Origin of the sequence: Actinacidiphila glaucinigra (assembly GCF_900188405.1) — a bacterium.
GTDB classification, from domain to species: Bacteria; Actinomycetota; Actinomycetes; order Streptomycetales; family Streptomycetaceae; genus Actinacidiphila; species Actinacidiphila glaucinigra.
The window spans coordinates 64,926-81,756 of sequence record NZ_FZOF01000025.1 but is presented as its reverse complement, the minus strand read 5'-3'; the positions used below and the strand labels follow the sequence as shown (position 1 = coordinate 81,756).

Below are 16,831 nucleotides of genomic sequence, written 5' to 3'. Positions count from 1 at the left end.
GGGACGGGGACGGGCGGGCAGGGCGCTGCCCCGGGAGCCGGGGCGCGCCCGCAGCTACTCGTCCGCCGGGGAGCCGTCGCGTACGCCGAGCAGGACGCAGTCGCGCCCGTCCTCCTCGGTCAGGTGGACCTTGACGGTCTCGCGCAGCGAGGTGGGGATGTTCTTGCCGACGTAGTCGGCCCTGATGGGCAGCTCGCGGTGGCCGCGGTCGACCAGGACCGCCAGCTGAACGGCGCGGGGGCGGCCGATGTCGCCCAGCGCGTCGAGGGCGGCGCGGATCGTGCGGCCGGAGAAGAGCACGTCGTCGACGAGGACGACCAGCCGGCCGTCCACCCCGTCGGCCGGGATGTCGGTGCGGGCGAGCGCGCGCGCCGGACGGAGCCGCAGGTCGTCGCGGTACATGGTGATGTCGAGCGAACCGACCGGGACCTTGCCGCCGGTGATCTCGTCCAGCTTGTCGGCGAGCCTGCGGGCCAGGTGGACGCCGCGGGTCGGGACGCCGAGGAGCACCACGTCGTCGGCGCCCTTGGCGCGCTCGACGATCTCGTGGGCGATGCGGGTCAGAACCCGCGCGATGTCCGGGGCCTCAAGAACGGGCCGGGACGGCTCGGAACCGATGGTGCCCATGAAAAAGGGACCTCCTTCCCCGCCTCACGGGACGGGCCTTAAAGGACGCCAAAACTTACGGTTCCACCGTATCAGGCACCCTGGCGTGCTCCCTGGCGGGGCCTGGCGGCCGCCTGGCGCGGCTCTCGGGGCGGGACGGCCACCCGTACCACGATCGACTGCGGATCCCGGCCGAAAGGCCGGTGACCGGCCATTCCTCGCTCTTCCGGGGGACCGGTGTGGACCATTCGGCTTGACGGATTCCAATTACGCTGCGTAACCTCACAGTGAGTTACTGAGTTTCCGTCCGGGGAGCCATATGTCCAGCGATTACGCCAAGCAGCTCGGAGCAAAGCTCCGCGCCATCCGCACGCAGCAGGGACTCTCCCTCCACGGCGTCGAGGAGAAGTCCCAGGGCCGCTGGAAGGCCGTGGTGGTCGGTTCCTACGAGCGCGGCGACCGCGCCGTGACCGTGCAGCGCCTCGCCGAACTCGCCGACTTCTACGGCGTTCCGGTCCAGGAGCTGCTGCCCGGTTCCGCGCCCGGTGGTGCCGCCGAGCCGCCGCCGAAGCTCGTCCTCGACCTCGAGCGGCTGGGCCAGGTGCCCTCCGACAAGGCCGGTCCGCTGCAGCGCTACGCCGCCACCATCCAGAGCCAGCGCGGCGACTACAACGGCAAGGTGCTGTCGATCCGCCAGGACGACCTGCGTACCCTCGCCGTCATCTACGACCAGTCGCCCTCGGTCCTGACCGAGCAGCTCATCAGCTGGGGCGTCCTCGACGCGGACGCACGGCGCGCGGTGCAGCACGAGGAGGGCTGAGCCCTCGGGAAGCAGAAACGTCCCGCCCCTTGGGCGCGGCCGCCAGGCCGCGCCCAAGGGGCGGTTGTGTTTGCCGCCCCAGCACCCGGCCCGGGCGCGGTGGCGTGTCCGCCCGGCGCCGGCCGGACACGCCACGGGCCCGGAACGCGATGCGTTCCGGGCCCGGTGAGCACACGCGGGACTAGTCGTCCCGCAGGCCCGGCTTCAGCTCCTTGAGGCGGGCGAGCAGGCCGTTCACGAACGAGGGGGACTCGTCGGTGGAGAACTCCTTGGCCAGCTGCACTGCCTCGTCCAGGACGACGGCGTCGGGGACGTCGTCCTCCCAGATCAGCTCGTAGGCGCCGAGCCGCAGGATGTTCCGGTCGGTCACCGGCATCCGGTCGAGGGTCCAGCCCACGGCGTGCTTCGAGAGCAGTTCGTCGATGCGCCTCGCCCGCTGGGCATAGCCCTCGACGAGCTGCATCGTGTATTCGCTGACCGGGGGCTGCCGGTCGTCGGTCCGGGCGAGCCTGATCCAGTCCGCCATGGCGGTCGTGGGCGCGACACCCCGCTGCTCCGCCTCGAAGAGGATCTGGAAGGCACGCTTGCGGGCCTTGTTACGAGCGGCCACGGTTAGCTGGTCACCCGGCCGAGGTACTCACCCGAGCGGGTGTCGACCTTGATCTTCTCACCGGTGGTGATGAAGAGCGGGACGCCGATCTCGTAGCCGGTCTCCAGCTTGGCGGGCTTGGTGCCACCGGTGGAGCGGTCGCCCTGGACGCCGGGCTCGGTGTACTCGATGACCAGCTCGACGGCCGCCGGGAGCTCGATGTAGAGGGGCGAGCCCTCGTACATCGCGACGACGGCCTCGAAGCCCTCCAGGAGGAAGTGGGCGGCGTCGCCGACGACCTCGGGGGTGATGTAGATCTGGTCGAACGTGTCCATGTCCATGAACACGAAGCTCTCGCCGTCCTTGTAGGAGAACTGCATCCCGCGCTTGTCGACGTTGGCCGTCTCGACCTTCACGCCGGCGTTGAAGGTCTTGTCGACGACCTTGCCGGAGAGCACGTTCTTGAGCTTCGTACGGACGAAGGCGGGGCCCTTGCCGGGCTTGACGTGCTGGAACTCGACGACGGACCAGAGCTGGCCGCCGTCGAGCTTGAGCACGAGGCCGTTCTTGAGGTCGTTCGTGGTGGCCACGGTTGCGGAATCTCCTGCACTGCTGCTTCGGGGACCCGGGAGCCGCGGCCGCCCTCTACAGGGCGAGCAGCTCCTTGGTCGTGATGGTGAGTAGCTCGGGCCCGCCGTCCGTCGGTGGACGCACGACGAGTGTGTCGTCGATGCGGACACCGCCACGGCCCGGGATGTGGACTCCCGGTTCGACGGTGACCGGCACGCAAGCGTCCAGTTTACCCATGGCCGAGGGGGACAACCGAGGGTCCTCGCCGATCTCCAGTCCGACACCGTGTCCGGTGGTCTCCCCCAGCGCCTCGCCGTGCCCCCCGGACTCCAGTACATGGCGCGCCGCGTGGTCCACGTCGCGGCAGGCGGCGCCCGGTGCGAGGGCCTCGCGGCCGGCCCGCTGGGCTGCGAAGACCAGGTCGTACAGCTCGATCTGCCAGTCCGCGGGCGTGGTGCCGATGACGAAGGTCCGCCCCACCTCGCACCGGTAGCCGCGGTAGCAGGCGCCGAGGCACACAGTGAGGAAGTCGCCCTCCTCGACACGCCGGTCGGTGGGCAGGTGGCGCGCGGCGCCCGAGTGCGGGCCGGTGCCCACACAGGTGGGGAAGGCCGGGCCGTCGGCCCCGTGGTCGATGAGGCGGCGCTCCAGCTCCAGGGCGAGGTGGCGTTCGGTACGGCCCACCAGGATCGACTCCAGGAGCTCGCTGAGTGCCTGGTCGGCGATCTCGGCGGCGATCCGCAGCGCCGAGATCTCCTGCTCGTCCTTGACCAGGCGGAGCTGTTCCACGGCCGAGCCGAGGTCGGAGAGGCGCACACCGGGGGCCGCACCGCCGACGGCGCGGTGCCGCGCGACGGTGAGGTGGTGCTCCTCGACCGCCAGGGCCTCCGCCTTGCGGTCCGCGGCCAGCGCGGCGGCGGTGACCGCCGGATCGCCCTCGGGGCCGGACAGGACGACGCCCCGTACGTCGTCCGGCAGCCGGCCCTCGGCCAGGTCGCCGGACGGATGACGGTGGTGGACCAGCACGTCCTCGGGACCCGGACCCACCAGGAGTACGGTCCCCGGCGGGGCGCAGCCCGTCAGATAGCGGACGTTGGCGGGACGGGAGACGAGCGCCGCCGCCGATCCGGCCGCCGCGCAGCGGTCCCGAAGGCGTTCCCTGCGGGCAGCGTGCACCTCGGACATGTGGCGAGCGTACGTCGCGTGCCGCCGGTCGGCCTGTCGAGAGCCGCCGGGTGGCGGCTACCAGGCGGGCGGGCCCTGCAGGCTTCGGGTGACGACGCTGTCGAGCGCGGCGGCGGCCGCGGCGACGTCGAGGTGGGAGTTGTCGATGATGGGCAGCCCGGAGCCGTACCAGCCGGCCATGCGTCCGTGGATGCGGGCGACCTCCTCGTCCGAGAGCCGCCGGTTGCCGCTGCGCTGGGCGTTGCGGGCCAGCACGATGTCGAGGCCCGGCAGGAGGACGACGGGCAGCAGACCGGGCCCCACATGGCGCTTCCAGCCGCCGAGGCCGACGACCGGGCGGTCCGGGAAGACCGCGTCGTCGATGATGCAGGAGATGCCGTTCGCCAGGAAGTTGCGGGCCGCGAAACCGCAGGTGCGGCGGGCGAGGCGGTACTGCGCCTCGGAGTTGTCGTTCCAGCCGGACTGCGGGTCGGCGAAGCCGGAGCGGACCCACTCGCGGACGTCGTCCAGGCTGACGTGGGCGGTAGGTACGCCGCGGTGGTCGGCCCAGTGCCGGGCGATGGTCGTCTTGCCCGCGCCGGCCGCGCCGATCAGCAAAACCGCGACGGGGCCGTGGGTGGCGCGCGGGAGCGGGGCGCCGGCTCCGGCAGCGGACTGCGCGGGCGGCTGGACCGGGTGCTGTACGGGGGCTCCCTGGGCCATCGGGAAGTGGCCGGTGGTGCCCGGGGGCTGCGGCGGCGGCCCTGGCTGCCCGGCCTGCTGCCCACCGTGCGGCGGTGGCAGCGGCGCACCCACGGCATGCTGCATCGAGGCCACTCCGTCCGTACAAGAGCTTTCAGGTTCGACCGAACGGTACCGTCAACGGCCGCAGTTGTGTGAACGGCCGGGCAGCCCACGGGGTGCCCGGCCGTTCGGGACCCGTCGCCCCGTGCGCGTGCGCGCCTACTTGGAGATCTCCGCGTAGGCGGCGAGGAGCACCCCGGGGTCGGGGGCCTCCAGGACGGTCGGCTTGGCGAGGCCGTCCAGGACGATGAAGCGCAGCCGGTCGCCGCGGGACTTCTTGTCCACCTTCATCGTCTCCAGCAGCCGCGGCCACTGGTCACCGCGGTAGGCCAGCGGCAGGCCCACGGACTCCAGTACGGAGCGGTGGCGGTCGGCGGTGGCGTCGTCCAGCCGGCCGGCCAGGCGGCCGAGTTCGGCGGCGAAGACCATGCCGATGGAGACGGCCGCACCGTGCCGCCAGTTGTAGCGCTCGTTCTTCTCGATGGCGTGGCCGAGCGTGTGACCGTAGTTGAGGATCTCGCGCAGCCCCGACTCCTTGAGGTCCGCGGAGACCACCTCGGCCTTGACGCGGATGGCGCGCTCGAGGAGCTCGGCCGTGTGCGGTCCGCCGGGGCCGCGGGCGGCGGCCGGGTCCTGCTCGATCAGGTCCAGGATCACGGGGTCGGCGATGAAGCCCGCCTTGATGATCTCGGCGAGACCGCTGACGTAGTCGTTGACCGGCAGCGATTCCAGCGCCGCGAGGTCGCAGAGCACTCCGGCAGGGGGGTGGAAGGCCCCGACGAGGTTCTTGCCCTCGGCGGTGTTGATGCCGGTCTTGCCGCCGACCGCGGCGTCCACCATGCCGAGCACGGTGGTCGGCACGGCGACCCAGCGGACCCCGCGCAGCCAGGTCGCGGCGACGAACCCGGCGAGGTCGGTGGTGGCACCGCCGCCGACGCCGACGATGACATCCGTACGGGTGAACCCCGACTGGCCGAGCGCCCGCCAGCAGTACGCCGCGACCTCCGTGGTCTTGGCCTCCTCGGCGTTGGGCACCTGGATGGCGACGGCCTCGTAGCCCTGCTCCGCCAGGTCCTCGCGCAGCGCCTGGCCGGTGGCCTCCAGGGCCTCGGGGTGGATGACGGCGACCCGCGCCGCCCTGTCGCCGATCAGGCCCGGCAGCTCGCCGAGCAGCTGCCGGCCGACCAGCACCTCGTACGGCTCGGTGCCCTCACTGCCTCCGACCCGGATGCGGATGGGGGCGTGTACGGCGTGCTCCGTCATGCGTTCTTCAGCTCCAGTGCGTCCAGGACGGCGTCCGCGACGTCCTCGGGGGTCAGGCCCTCCGTGCCGACCACGGCGCGGGCGACCTCGGTGTACAGCGGGCGGCGGGCCTCCATCAGCTCCCGCCACTGCCGCCGCGGGTTGACGGCGAGCAGCGGGCGGGCGGTGTCGAGGCCGACGCGCTTGACCGCCTCGGCGACGTCCATGTCGAGGAAGACCACGGGCAGCCCGGAGAGCAGCTTGCGGGTGTCCTCGTCGAGGATCGAACCGCCGCCGAGCGCGAGCACGCCGCGGTGCTCGGCGAGCGCGACACGGACGGCCGCCGCCTCCAGCGCGCGGAAGTGCTCCTCGCCGTCCTCGACGAAGATGTCCCCGATCGGCCGGCCCTCGGCCTCGACGATGTCGGCGTCGGTGTCGCGGCAGGTGGTGCCGAGCCGCTGGGCGAGCAGCTCGCCGACGGTGGTCTTGCCGACCCCCATGGGGCCCACCAGGACGACGACCGGGGCGCTCATCGGATCACCAGGTTGTCGAGGTAGCCGCGCACGTTGCGGCGGGTCTCGGTGACGCTGTCGCCGCCGAACTTCTCCGCGACCGCGTCGGCCAGGACCAGGGCGACCATCGCCTCGGCGACGATGCCCGCGGCCGGGACGGCGCAGACGTCGGAACGCTGGTGGTGCGCCTGGGTGGCCTCGCCGGTGGTCACGTCCACGGTGGCCAGGGCGCGCGGCACGGTGGCGATGGGCTTCATCGCGGCCCGCACCCGCAGCAGCTCGCCGGTGCTCAGGCCGCCCTCGGTGCCGCCGGAACGGCCGCTGGAGCGGCGGATGCCGTCCTCGGTGGAGACGATCTCGTCGTGCGCCTTGGAGCCGGGGACGCGGGCGAGCTCGAAGCCGTCGCCGACCTCGACGCCCTTGATGGCCTGGATGCCCATGAGGGCGGCGGCCAGCCGGGCGTCCAGCCGGCGGTCCCAGTGCACATGGCTGCCGAGGCCGACGGGCACGCCGTAGGCGAGCACCTCGACGACGCCGCCGAGGGTGTCGCCGTCCTTGTGGGCCTGGTCGATCTCGGCGACCATCCGCTTGCTCGCGTCGGCGTCAAGGCAGCGCACGGGGTCGGCGTCGAGCCTCTCGACGTCGGCGGGGGTGGGGAGGACGCCGTACGGGGCCTTGGCCGCGGCGAGCTCCACCACGTGGGAGACGATCTCGATGCCGGCCGTCTCCTTGAGGTAGGAGCGGGCCACGGCGCCGAGCGCGACGCGGGCGGCCGTCTCACGGGCGGAGGCCCGCTCCAGGATCGGCCGGGCCTCGTCGAAGCCGTACTTCTGCATGCCCGCGAGGTCGGCGTGGCCGGGGCGCGGCCGGGTCAGCGGGGCGTTGCGCGCGAGCCCGGCGAGGACCTCGGGGTCCACCGGATCGGCCGCCATGACCTGCTCCCACTTGGGCCACTCGGTGTTCCCCACCATGATCGCGACCGGGGAGCCCATGGTGAGCCCGTGGCGCACGCCGCCGAGGAAGGTGACCTGGTCCTGCTCGAACTTCATCCGGGCACCGCGGCCATAGCCGAGCCGCCGCCGCGCGAGGTGGTCCGCCACCATCTCGGTGGTGATCGGCACACCGGAGGGCAGACCCTCCAGCGTCGCGACGAGTGCGGGGCCGTGCGACTCCCCCGCGGTCAGCCAGCGCAACCTGCTCAACGGTGCTCGCTCCTTCTTCATCGCCCGGACCGCGGCGAGGCGGACCGGACCATCCGTGCGTAAACCGATCCTTTCACGTCCGGCGGCGAAGTCGGGGCGCGGTCCGCTGGGCGGACAGCTCCGTGGACACCTCCGCGGACCGCTGCGGAGTGCTCAGGAGCGGTGCAGCGCCGCCTCGCCCGCCGCCCGCATGGCCGCCAAGGGGGCCGGTTTGCGGCCGGTCATCAGCTCCACCTGCAGCACCGCCTGGTGCACCAGCAGGTCGAGCCCCCCGACGACGGCCCCGTCGCTCCGCGCCCAGGCGGACGCCAGGGCGGTGGGCCACGGGTCGTACAGCACGTCGAAGAGGGTGCCGGGCCGCTCCGGCACGGCGGCGGCGAGCGCGTCCGCGGTGCCGGCCGGTGTCGTGGAGATCACCAGAGGCGCGGCAAGGGCCTCGGCGGCGTCCGCCCAGGCGGCCGTCCGCACGGCCACGCCGAGCCGCTCGCCCCATTGCCGCATCTCGTCGGCGCGGGTGTCGCTGCGCACGTACGCGGTGACCTCGCCGTCGCAGATCTGCGCCAGCGCGGCCAGCGCGGACGATGCGGTGGCCCCGGCGCCGAGGACGGCCGCGGAGGCGACGCGTTCGACGCCGCGCTCGCGCAGGGCCGCCACCATCCCGGGGATGTCGGTGTTGTCGCCGAGGCGGCGTCCGTCCTCGGTGAGGACGAGTGTGTTGACGGCCTCGACGGCGGAGGCGGTGTCGCTGACCTCGTCCAGCAGCGGGATGACCACCCGCTTGAGCGGCATCGTGAGCGACAGCCCCGCCCAGCGTCCGCCGCCCGGCAGGTCGTCCAGCCCGGCGAGGAAACCGGGCAGCGCGGCCTCGACGACCTCGAAGCGGTCGTACGTCCAGTCGGTCAGGCCCAGTTCCGTGTACGCGGCGCGGTGCAGCACCGGGGAGAGGGAGTGCGCGATCGGCGATCCGAGCACCGCTGCCCTAGGCACGCGCGGCCTCCCGGGGGCTCTTCGTCATGGGCTGGTCCCCTCGGTGCGTGGTGTACGGCGGTTCGGGCCGCCCCTGTCCGGCCGGGGACGGCCCGGTCGAGTCTAGGGCCCGGTGATCCGCCGGGGCCGGGCAGCACCTGGGCGCCGCACGGGGGACGTTCCCCGCGCGGCGCCCAGGTGGCGGCTCAGCCGTTGTGCTTCTTGTCGAACTCCCTGGCGAGCTTGTCGTGCTCCGCCAGCGTCTCCGTGAACTCGGTCGTGTGCCCGTCCAGGGAGATGAAGTAGTACCACTTGCCCGGTTCGGGATCCATGGCCGCGGCCAGCGCCTTCGCGCCGGGGTTGCCGATCGGTCCCGGCGGGAGACCCCGGTAGTAGTACGTGTTGTAGGGGTCGTCGAAGGTCCGGAGCTCCTTGAGCGAGAGATTGATCTCGCTCTGGTTCTTCAGGTAGTTGTACGTCGAGTCGAACTCGAGCTTGCCGTTGGTCTCGGTGTTGGTCGCCTTGAGGCGGTTGTAGACGACCCGCGCCATCTTCCGGAAGTCCTCGTCCGACTTGCCCTCGGCCTGCACCAGGCTGGCCAGGGTGACGACCTGCAGCGGCGACTCCAGCCCCAGTTTCTCGGCCTTCGACTCCACGTCGTACTTGGTGTACTGCTTCTTGGCGTTGGTGACCATGCTGCGCAGCAGGTCGACGGGCTTGGTGTCCTTGCCGACGCTGTAGCGGCTCGGCCAGAGGAAGCCCTCCAGCGGGTCCTTGATCTCCTTGTTGTCGTCCGCCCAGTCGGGCAGCCCGAGCTTGCCGATCTGGTCCTCGGCGACCTTGGCGGTGGTGCCCTTGTCGAGCCCCAGCTTGGCGTCGACGACCTCGTAGATCTGCACGTCGCGCAGGCCCTCGGCGATGACCAGCACGTTCTGCGACTTCGGGTCGAGCATCATCGTGACGGCGCTGGACGCCGCCATCTCCTTGTGCAGGACGTAGACGCCCGCCTGGATGGAGTTGCCCTTCGGGTCCTTGCTGACGGCCGCGGTGAAGGCGTCGACGCTCTTGACCACGCCGGCCTTCTTGAGGATGTTGCCGATCTCGATGCCGCTCGCACCCTGCGGGACCTCGACCTGGACCTCGCCGCTGCCCTTCCCCGCGAAGTCCGGCGGCGGGCCGAAGTTGCTCTGGTAGTAGCGGTAGCCGAACCAGCCGACACCGGTGATGCCGCCGCCGAGGACGACCAGCACGACCAGGCACGCCATGCCCGAGCGCCGCTTCTTGCCGCCCTTCCCGGCACCGGCCTTGCCGCCCTTGCCCGCGCGGCCGCGCCGGTCGTTGCGGCCCTGCTGCGGCTCGTCGTCCTCGTCGTCGTCCGCGCCGGAGAAGAACGAGTGGTCGTCGGCGGCGCCCGCCTCCTCGTCCCAGAGCGGGGCGTCCGGCTCGGCCGGGCGCGAGCGCTGCTGCCGTTGCGGCGGCTGCTGTTGCGGTTGCGGTTGCTGCTGCAACTGCTGCGGCTGTTGTTGCTGCGGCTGCTGCTGGTACTGGGGCTGCTCTTCCGGGTAGCGCTGGTCGGGCCGCTGCGGGGGCGGGTAGCCGCCCTGCCCGTAGTAGTCGGGCTGCTGCTGGCCGCCGTAACCGTCCTGGCCGTAGCCCGCCGGGGCGCCCCAGGAGTCGTACTGCTGCTGGGGGTCGTACGGGTACTGCTGCTGCTGACCGGTGTTGCCGTAGGGGTCCCAGCCGCCCTGCTGCTGGTACTGCGGATGCTGCTGGTTCTGAGGGTGCTGCTGGTGCTGGGGATGCTGAGGCTGTTGCTGGTGCTGTACCTGCTGAGGTTGCTGCTGGTACTGGGAATACTGCTGATGCTGCTGGTGCTGATGTTGCTCGGGGTGTTGCTGCTGCCCCCACTGATCGCCGAAGAGAGGGTCTTCGGGGTGCCATGCTTCGGAGCCCGGGCTCCGGCCATAGTCAGTCATCGATCCCCTACGGTTCGGTTCGCGAGGCGGCAGCAGGCCGGCGCTTGCGGCGCGGGCGGGACGGGTCCCGGCCCGTCGGCACCCACGGATCCAGCTGTGGCCGCCGTGCTGCGCGGAACGTTACCGTACCGCGATCAGATAAACGGTTCGACGCTCTCGCCCGGCTCTTTACCGGACACCCGTTCGGTCTCGAGGGCGCTCTGCAGGATGACCACGGCCGCCGCCTGGTCGACGACGGAGCGTCCCTTCTTCGCCTTGACGCCCGATGCGCGCAGTCCCTGCGTCGCCGTCACGGTCGTCATCCGCTCGTCCACCAGGCGCACCGGTACGGGGGAGATGATCTTCGCCACATCCTGGGCGAAGCCGCGGGCCTTGGCCGCGGCCTGCCCCTCCCGCCCGTTGAGCGAGCGGGGCAGGCCGACCAGCACCTCGATCGGCTCGTACTCCTCGACGATCTGCACGATGCGACGGCGCGCGGCCGGGGCGTCCCGGCCGGGCACCGTCTCGACGGGTGTGGCGATCAGCCCGTCGGGGTCGCACGAGGCGACCCCGATGCGGGCGTCCCCGACGTCGATCGCGATCCTGCGACCCCTGCGCATCGCGGCCTCAGGCCGTCTCTGCGACCAGTCGCTGCACGGCGGCGATGGCCTCGCCGACCGCGTCCGCGTTCTGGCCTCCGCCCTGGGCGACGTCCGGCTTGCCGCCACCGCCGCCACCGAGGGTCTTGGCGGCGGTACGGACCAGCTCGCCGGCCTTCAGGCCGCGCTCACGGGCCGCCTCATTGGTGGCGATGACGGTCAGCGGGCGGTCGCCCGCCACGGCGAACAGGGCCACGACGGCCGCGCGGCCGCCGCCGATCCGCTGGCGGACGTCCAGCACGAGCTTGCGCAGGTCGTCGGCGCCGGTGCCGTCCGGCACCTGTCCGGTGACCAGGGCGACGCCCTTGACGTCCTGGGCGGAGTCGGCGAGCCCGGCGGCGGCCTGCAGGACCTTCTCGGCGCGGAAGCGCTCGATCTCCTTCTCGGCCTCCTTGAGCTTGGCGAGCATCCCGGAGATCTTCTCCGGAAGCTCCTCCGGGCGGCCCTTGACCAGCTGCTGGAGCTGGGCGACGACCGTGTGCTCGCGGGCGAGGAAGTTGTACGCGTCCACGCCGACCAGGGCCTCGACCCGGCGCACGCCGGAGCCGATCGAGGACTCGCCGAGCAGCTTCACCAGGCCCAGCTGGGCGGTGTTGTGGACGTGCGTGCCGCCGCAGAGCTCCTTGGAGTAGTCACCGATCGTCACGACGCGCACCCGCTCGCCGTACTTCTCGCCGAACTCGGCGATGGCGCCCTGCTTCTTGGCCTCGTCGATGCTCATGATCTCGGCGCTGACGTCGAGTTCGCGGGCGAGCACGGCGTTGATCTTCTGCTCGACGTCCGTCAGCACGCTGCCCGGCACGGCGGCCGGCGAGCCGAAGTCGAAGCGGAAGCGGCCCGGGGAGTTCTCCGAACCGGCCTGGGCGGCCGTGGGGCCGAGGGCGTCGCGCAGCGCCTGGTGGGTGAGGTGGGTGGCACTGTGGGCGCGGGCGATGGCCCGGCGGCGGCCGAGGTCGATCTTGGCGAGGACGCCGGAGCCGACCGTCACCTCGCCGACCTGGACGCTGCCCTTGTGCACGGTCACGCCCGGCACGGGCTGCTGTACGTCGCGGACCTCGATGACGGCGCCCGAGTCGGTGCGGATCCGGCCGGTGTCGGCGAGCTGGCCGCCGCCCTCGGCGTAGAACGGGGTGCGGTCCAGGATGACCTCGACCTCGTCGCCCTCGTTGGCGGCGGGCGACGGCACACCGTCGACGAGCAGGCCGACGACGCTGGCCTCGCCCTCGTTGTCGGTGTAGCCGGTGAAGACGGTGCTTCCCGCGGTGTCGGCGACGGCCCGGTACGCCGACATGTCGACATGCCCGCTCTTCTTCACCAGGGCGTCCGCCTTGGCGCGGTCCCGCTGCTCCTTCATCAGACGGCGGAAGCCGTCCTGGTCCACCGACAGGCCCTGCTCGGCGGCCATTTCGAGGGTGAGGTCGATCGGGAAGCCCCACGTGTCGTGGAGCAGGAAGGCCTTGTCGCCGGAGAGGACGCCGGAACCGGTGGACTTGGCCTCGGTGACGGCGGTGTCCAGCACATTGGTGCCGGCCTTGAGCGTCTTGAGGAAGCGGGACTCCTCGGCGAGGGCGACCGTCTCGATGCGCTTGCGGTCCTCGACGAGCTCCGGGTACTGCTGGCCCATCGTCTTGATGACGGTGTCCACGAGTTCGCCGACCACGGCGTCCGTGGCGCCGAGCAGCCGCATGTTGCGGATGGCGCGGCGCATGATGCGGCGCAGCACATAGCCGCGGCCCTCGTTGCCGGGGGTGACGCCGTCGCCGATGAGCATGACGGAGGTGCGCATGTGGTCGGCGACGACGCGCAGCGAGACGTCGGACTCGTGCGCGGCGCCATAGGCGACGCCGGTGAGCTCGGTGGCCTTGTCGATGACGGCACGCAGGGTGTCGGTCTCGTACATGTTCTGCACGTCCTGCAGGATCATGGCGAGACGCTCGAGACCGAGACCGGTGTCGATGTTCTTGGCGGGCAGGTCGCCGAGGATCGGGAACTCCTCCTTGCCGCTGCCCTCCCCGCGCTCGTACTGCATGAAGACCAGGTTCCAGATCTCCACGTACCGCTCGTCGTTGACGGCGGGGCCGCCCTCGACACCGAACTCGGGGCCGCGGTCGTAGTTGATCTCGGAGCACGGGCCGCAGGGGCCCGGGACGCCCATGGACCAGAAGTTGTCCTTCATGCCCAGGCGCTGGATGCGCTCGGCGGGCACGCCCACGACGTCGCGCCAGATCTGCTCGGCCTCGTCGTCGTCCTTGTAGACCGTGATCCACAGCCGCTCGGGGTCGAGGCCGTAACCGCCGTCCGCCACGGAGCTGGTGAGCAGCTCCCAGGCGAACTTGATGGCGTCTTCCTTGAAGTAGTCGCCGAAGGAGAAGTTGCCGCACATCTGGAAGAACGTGCCGTGGCGCGTGGTCTTGCCGACCTCTTCGATGTCGGGCGTGCGGACGCACTTCTGCACGCTGGTGGCGCGCGGGAAGGGCGGCTTGACCTCACCCAGGAAGTAGGGCTTGAACGGGACCATGCCCGCGGGCACCAGAAGGAGCGTCGGGTCGTCGGCGATGAGCGACGCCGACGGCACTACGGTGTGCCCGCGCTCCTCGAAGAATCGCAGCCAGCGGCGGCGGATTTCTGCCGACTCCATCAGTGTTCGTCCTTCCGGTGGTGGTACGAGATCGCCGGCCGCGGGGCCGGCATGTCGAGGTCGGGGGCCGTGCGGCCCAGTGCGTCGTTGAGCTGTCCCTCGCGCTCGGACATGCCGGCGCGGACGTCCTGCGCGAAGGTGCGCAGCCGGTCCCCGGCCTCGAGGGCCTTGTCGGCCGCCTTCGCCGCGAGGCTCTCGGGCGTCAGGCTGCGGATCTTGCGATGGACCTTGTTGGTGGCCCACACCCCGGCGGCGGCACCGGCGGTGAACCAGAAGGCACGGCGGAACATGCAGGTCAGCCCCTTGACTTACGGCGGCGGGCGGACGGGAGCGTCCGGCCGACGACCACGGTGCGCTTCTTGGCGGCGCCCTTGGCCTGCAGGGTGACCGCGCGCCGCACGCCGTAGCCGAAGGCCGCGACCTTCACGAGGGGGCCCCCGAAGGTGGAGGCGACCGTCGTGGACAGGGCGGAGGCGTTGGCGGTCACCTCGGCGACGTCAGAGGTGATGGCGTCCACGCGGGCCAGCTGGGCGTGGGCCGCGCGGACGGCGTCGGAGGCCTCGCCGAGCAGCGGCACGGCCTGGTCGGTCACCTCCGCCACGAGACGGGTCGCCTGACGGAGCGCCTGGGCGAGCCGTACGAGTGCCACGGCGAGGAACGACACGAGGATCGCCCAGAAGACGGCCACGATGAGGCCGGCCACCTCTCCACCGGACACGTTGCCACTCCCTCGGATTTCCACCGCGCGAACCAGGTACCGATCAGATACCGACCTTATCGCGACGGGCAGCACGCTCCGTACCGCATTGCGGGCCGGTGCCGCCCTCGTCCGCCCCCGGGCGACGGGCCCGGATTGTACGTTCCGCTTATTCGACGATACCCTCCGTGATCCATGCGCCATGAGACGACGCCCGGCAACCTGCCGTGCGAGCTGAACCACTTCGTCGGCCGGCGGCGCGAGCTCGACGACGTGGCCCGGCTGCTGGAACGGGCCCGGATGGTGACGGTGACCGGCGTGGGCGGGGTCGGCAAGAGCCGGCTCGCGCTGCGCGCGGCGGCCGGTCTGCGCGCCGGTTTCGCCGACGGGGTCTGGCTGGCCGAACTCGCGGCCGTACGGGACCCGGGGCTGGTGGACCACGCCGTCGCGGACGCGCTCGGCCTCACCGACCACACCGCGCGCGGCCCCCGGGCCGCGCTCGGCGCTTTCCTGGCCCGCCGCGAACTGCTCCTCGTGCTGGACTGCTGCGAGCCGCAGGTGGAGGCGGCGGCGGAACTGGCCGACGCGATGCTGCGGCGGGCACCGGGACTGCGGGTGCTGGCCACCAGCAGGCAGCCGCTGGGGGTGGCCGGCGAGCACATCGTGGCGCTGGAGCCGCTGAGCGACGCCGGCGAGGCGGTGGAGCTGTTCGCCGACCGGGCGGCCGCGGTGCTGCCGGACTTCACCGTGGACGCCGGCAACCGGGCCGAGGTGGAGGAGCTGTGCCGCCGCCTGGACGGGATCCCGCTGGCGCTGGAGCTGGCGGCGGGCCGCCTGCGGGCGCTGTCGGTGCGGCAGATCACCGGGCGCCTGGACGACCGCTTCCGGCTGCTCACCCGGCGCGGCGGCCCCGGCGGTCCCGAGCGGCACCGCGCGCTGCGCACCGCGATCGGATGGAGCCACGAGCTGTGCACCCCGCGCGAACGGCTGCTGTGGGCACGGCTGTCGGTGTTCGCGGGGGACTTCGACCTCGACGCGGCCGAGTACGTGTGCGCGGGCGGCGAGGTGCCGGCCGAGGCGGTGGTGGACCTGCTGGCGGACCTGGTGGACAAGTCGGTGGTGCTGCGCCGCGAGGACGCGGGCGTGGTGCGCTACCTGCTGCTGGACACCGTGCGCGAGTACGGGCTGGGGTGGCTGCGCGAGCTGGGCGAGGAGCGCCGGCTGCGGACCCGGCACCGCGACTGGTACCTGGGCTTCGCCACCTGGGGCGAGATGGAGTGGTTCGGCGCGCGGCAGGAGGAGATCTCGGTCGGCACCGAGCGGGAGCTGGCCAATCTGCGGGCCGCGCTGGAGTTCTCGCTGGAGGTCCCCGAGGAGTTGCGGACGGGGCAGTACCTGGCGGCGAGCCTGTGGTTCTTCTGGGTCGGCTGCGGCCGGCTCGCCGAGGGCCGCTACTGGCTGGAACGCGCGCTGGCGGCCGACCACGAGCCCACGGGTCAGCGTGCCAAGGCGCTGTGGGTGTGCGGTTACGTCTCGATCCTCCAGGGCGACGGCACCGCCGCGCTGGGCATGCTCTACGAGTGCCGCGAACAGGCACTGGCCACCGGCGACGCGACGGCGGTTGCGTACGCGGTGCACCGCATGGGGTGCGGGGCGCTGCTCGGCGACGACCTGCCGCGCGCCAGGGCGCTGTTCGAGGAGGCGCTGGGCCACTACCGGACGCTGGGCGAGCTGAACAGCAATGTGATCATGGCCGAGGTCGAGCTGGCGATGGCCGTGGCCTTCGACGGCGACCTGGAGGGCGGGATCGAGCTGTGCGACCACATCCGCGAGGTCTGCGAGGACCACGGGGAGCGGTGGGCGCTGGCGTACGCGCTCTACACGCGGGCGGTCATCGCCTGGTGGCAGGACGACCCGGTGCTCGCCGCCGAACTCGCGGCCGAGTGCGTGCGGATCAACCACACCTTCCGCGACATGGTGGGCATCGTGCTCGGCATCGAACTGCTCGCGCTGCTGCGCGTTCCGGGGGACGCCCGGGAGGCGGCGGTGCTGCAGGGCGCGGCGGGCGGCATCTGGCGGCTCGTCGGGCTTCCCGTGTTCGGCTCGCGCCACTTCGGCATCCCCCACCAGCGCTGCGAGGAGCTGGCCCGCGCCGAGCTGGGCCGGCCCGGCTACGAGGGGGCGTACGCCGAGGGCCTCGTGCTCGACCTCGACGCCGCGGTCGCCAGGGCCCTGACCGGGCTGCCCCCGACGCGTCCCGGCCCGCGTCAGCCCCGCGGTCCCGTCCCGCCCGCCGACCCGCTGCCCGCGGGCGCGCCGCTCGGCCGGTCGGCCCAGGACTGACCGCCGGGGCCGGGCCACCGTCGGGTACGCGAAAGCCCCGGCGCCCCGCCGGAAGGGCGGGGCG

At 72.3% G+C, this 16,831-nt stretch carries 16 protein-coding genes; 2 read left to right on the top strand and 14 right to left on the bottom strand.

All coding sequences use genetic code 11. The features are described from left to right. Positions 1-54: 54 nt before the first annotated feature. The gene (gene pyrR, locus CHF15_RS34085; protein WP_089227782.1) at positions 55-627 is read right to left on the bottom strand and encodes a bifunctional pyr operon transcriptional regulator/uracil phosphoribosyltransferase PyrR; all 573 of its coding nucleotides are present in this window, start codon (positions 625-627) and stop codon (positions 55-57) included. A gap of 298 nt (positions 628-925) precedes the next feature. Here pyrR and bldD point away from each other — a divergent pair, with 298 nt between their 5' ends. Then, positions 926-1,426, top strand: a complete 501-nt coding sequence (gene bldD / locus CHF15_RS34080) for a transcriptional regulator BldD (protein WP_089227781.1) — start codon at positions 926-928, stop codon at positions 1,424-1,426. Positions 1,427-1,607: 181 nt separating this feature from the next. Here bldD and nusB read toward each other — a convergent pair whose 3' ends face one another. The 13 genes from nusB to CHF15_RS34015 all read right to left on the bottom strand — a co-directional run bounded on the left by nusB (position 1,608) and on the right by CHF15_RS34015 (position 14,445). After that, positions 1,608-2,036: a transcription antitermination factor NusB gene (nusB, locus tag CHF15_RS34075; protein WP_089227780.1), complete on the bottom strand. Its 429-nt coding sequence runs from the start codon at positions 2,034-2,036 to the stop codon at positions 1,608-1,610. Positions 2,037-2,038: 2 nt separating this feature from the next. Further along, entirely contained in the window at positions 2,039-2,605 is a 567-nt protein-coding gene (gene efp / locus CHF15_RS34070; protein ID WP_018564187.1) for an elongation factor P, read from the bottom strand. Between the two features lie 55 nt (positions 2,606-2,660). Further along, positions 2,661-3,770 carry a M24 family metallopeptidase gene (locus CHF15_RS34065; protein ID WP_089227779.1) on the bottom strand — a complete coding sequence of 370 codons (1,110 nt, stop codon included), beginning with the start codon at positions 3,768-3,770 and terminating at the stop codon, positions 2,661-2,663. A gap of 57 nt (positions 3,771-3,827) precedes the next feature. Then, the gene (locus CHF15_RS34060) at positions 3,828-4,577 is read right to left on the bottom strand and encodes an AAA family ATPase (protein ID WP_089227778.1); all 750 of its coding nucleotides are present in this window, start codon (positions 4,575-4,577) and stop codon (positions 3,828-3,830) included. A gap of 135 nt (positions 4,578-4,712) precedes the next feature. Then, positions 4,713-5,816: a 3-dehydroquinate synthase gene (gene aroB, locus CHF15_RS34055; RefSeq protein WP_089227777.1), complete on the bottom strand. Its 1,104-nt coding sequence runs from the start codon at positions 5,814-5,816 to the stop codon at positions 4,713-4,715. Continuing rightward, positions 5,813-6,328: a shikimate kinase gene (locus CHF15_RS34050; RefSeq protein ID WP_089227776.1), complete on the bottom strand. Its 516-nt coding sequence runs from the start codon at positions 6,326-6,328 to the stop codon at positions 5,813-5,815. The genes aroB and CHF15_RS34050 overlap by 4 nt, the downstream gene beginning before the upstream one ends. Continuing rightward, positions 6,325-7,509, bottom strand: a complete 1,185-nt coding sequence (gene aroC, locus CHF15_RS34045; RefSeq protein ID WP_089227775.1) for a chorismate synthase — start codon at positions 7,507-7,509, stop codon at positions 6,325-6,327. Before aroC ends, CHF15_RS34050 begins: the two co-directional genes overlap by 4 nt. 153 nt (positions 7,510-7,662) lie before the next feature. Continuing rightward, complete coding sequence (locus CHF15_RS34040) at positions 7,663-8,496, bottom strand: shikimate dehydrogenase (RefSeq protein ID WP_245939178.1); 834 nt, start codon at positions 8,494-8,496, stop codon at positions 7,663-7,665. 185 nt (positions 8,497-8,681) lie between these two features. Beyond that, positions 8,682-10,451 (bottom strand): endolytic transglycosylase MltG, encoded by a 1,770-nt coding sequence (mltG, locus tag CHF15_RS34035; RefSeq protein WP_089227773.1) that lies wholly within the window; start codon positions 10,449-10,451, stop codon positions 8,682-8,684. Between the two features lie 134 nt (positions 10,452-10,585). Next, positions 10,586-11,050: a Holliday junction resolvase RuvX gene (gene ruvX, locus CHF15_RS34030; RefSeq protein WP_089227772.1), complete on the bottom strand. Its 465-nt coding sequence runs from the start codon at positions 11,048-11,050 to the stop codon at positions 10,586-10,588. Between the two features lie 7 nt (positions 11,051-11,057). Continuing rightward, on the bottom strand, positions 11,058-13,727 hold the full coding sequence (alaS, locus tag CHF15_RS34025) for an alanine--tRNA ligase (protein WP_089227771.1): 2,670 nt from the start codon (positions 13,725-13,727) through the stop codon (positions 11,058-11,060). Next, positions 13,727-14,017 (bottom strand): DUF6167 family protein, encoded by a 291-nt coding sequence (locus CHF15_RS34020; RefSeq protein ID WP_018564197.1) that lies wholly within the window; start codon positions 14,015-14,017, stop codon positions 13,727-13,729. The genes alaS and CHF15_RS34020 overlap by 1 nt, the downstream gene beginning before the upstream one ends. Before the next feature lie 5 nt (positions 14,018-14,022). Continuing rightward, positions 14,023-14,445, bottom strand: a complete 423-nt coding sequence (locus tag CHF15_RS34015) for a DUF948 domain-containing protein (protein WP_089227770.1) — start codon at positions 14,443-14,445, stop codon at positions 14,023-14,025. 174 nt (positions 14,446-14,619) lie between these two features. Between CHF15_RS34015 and CHF15_RS34010 the strand changes: the two genes are divergently transcribed. Then, positions 14,620-16,767, top strand: a complete 2,148-nt coding sequence (locus CHF15_RS34010; RefSeq protein ID WP_089227769.1) for an ATP-binding protein — start codon at positions 14,620-14,622, stop codon at positions 16,765-16,767. Positions 16,768-16,831: the final 64 nt, after the last annotated feature.

Bases quoted from the DNA above. Each gene is read 5' to 3' on its own strand.
- pyrR (WP_089227782.1), bottom strand. From the start codon at position 627: ATGGGCACCATCGGTTCCGAGCCGTCCCGGCCCGTTCTTGAGGCCCCG.
- bldD (WP_089227781.1), top strand. From the start codon at position 926: ATGTCCAGCGATTACGCCAAGCAGCTCGGAGCAAAGCTCCGCGCCATC.
- CHF15_RS34065 (WP_089227779.1), bottom strand. From the start codon at position 3,770: ATGTCCGAGGTGCACGCTGCCCGCAGGGAACGCCTTCGGGACCGCTGC.
- CHF15_RS34060 (WP_089227778.1), bottom strand. From the start codon at position 4,577: ATGCAGCATGCCGTGGGTGCGCCGCTGCCACCGCCGCACGGTGGGCAG.
- aroB (WP_089227777.1), bottom strand. From the start codon at position 5,816: ATGACGGAGCACGCCGTACACGCCCCCATCCGCATCCGGGTCGGAGGC.
- CHF15_RS34050 (WP_089227776.1), bottom strand. From the start codon at position 6,328: ATGAGCGCCCCGGTCGTCGTCCTGGTGGGCCCCATGGGGGTCGGCAAG.
- mltG (WP_089227773.1), bottom strand. From the start codon at position 10,451: ATGACTGACTATGGCCGGAGCCCGGGCTCCGAAGCATGGCACCCCGAA.
- ruvX (WP_089227772.1), bottom strand. From the start codon at position 11,050: ATGCGCAGGGGTCGCAGGATCGCGATCGACGTCGGGGACGCCCGCATC.
- alaS (WP_089227771.1), bottom strand. From the start codon at position 13,727: ATGGAGTCGGCAGAAATCCGCCGCCGCTGGCTGCGATTCTTCGAGGAG.
- CHF15_RS34020 (WP_018564197.1), bottom strand. From the start codon at position 14,017: ATGTTCCGCCGTGCCTTCTGGTTCACCGCCGGTGCCGCCGCCGGGGTG.
- CHF15_RS34010 (WP_089227769.1), top strand. From the start codon at position 14,620: ATGCGCCATGAGACGACGCCCGGCAACCTGCCGTGCGAGCTGAACCAC.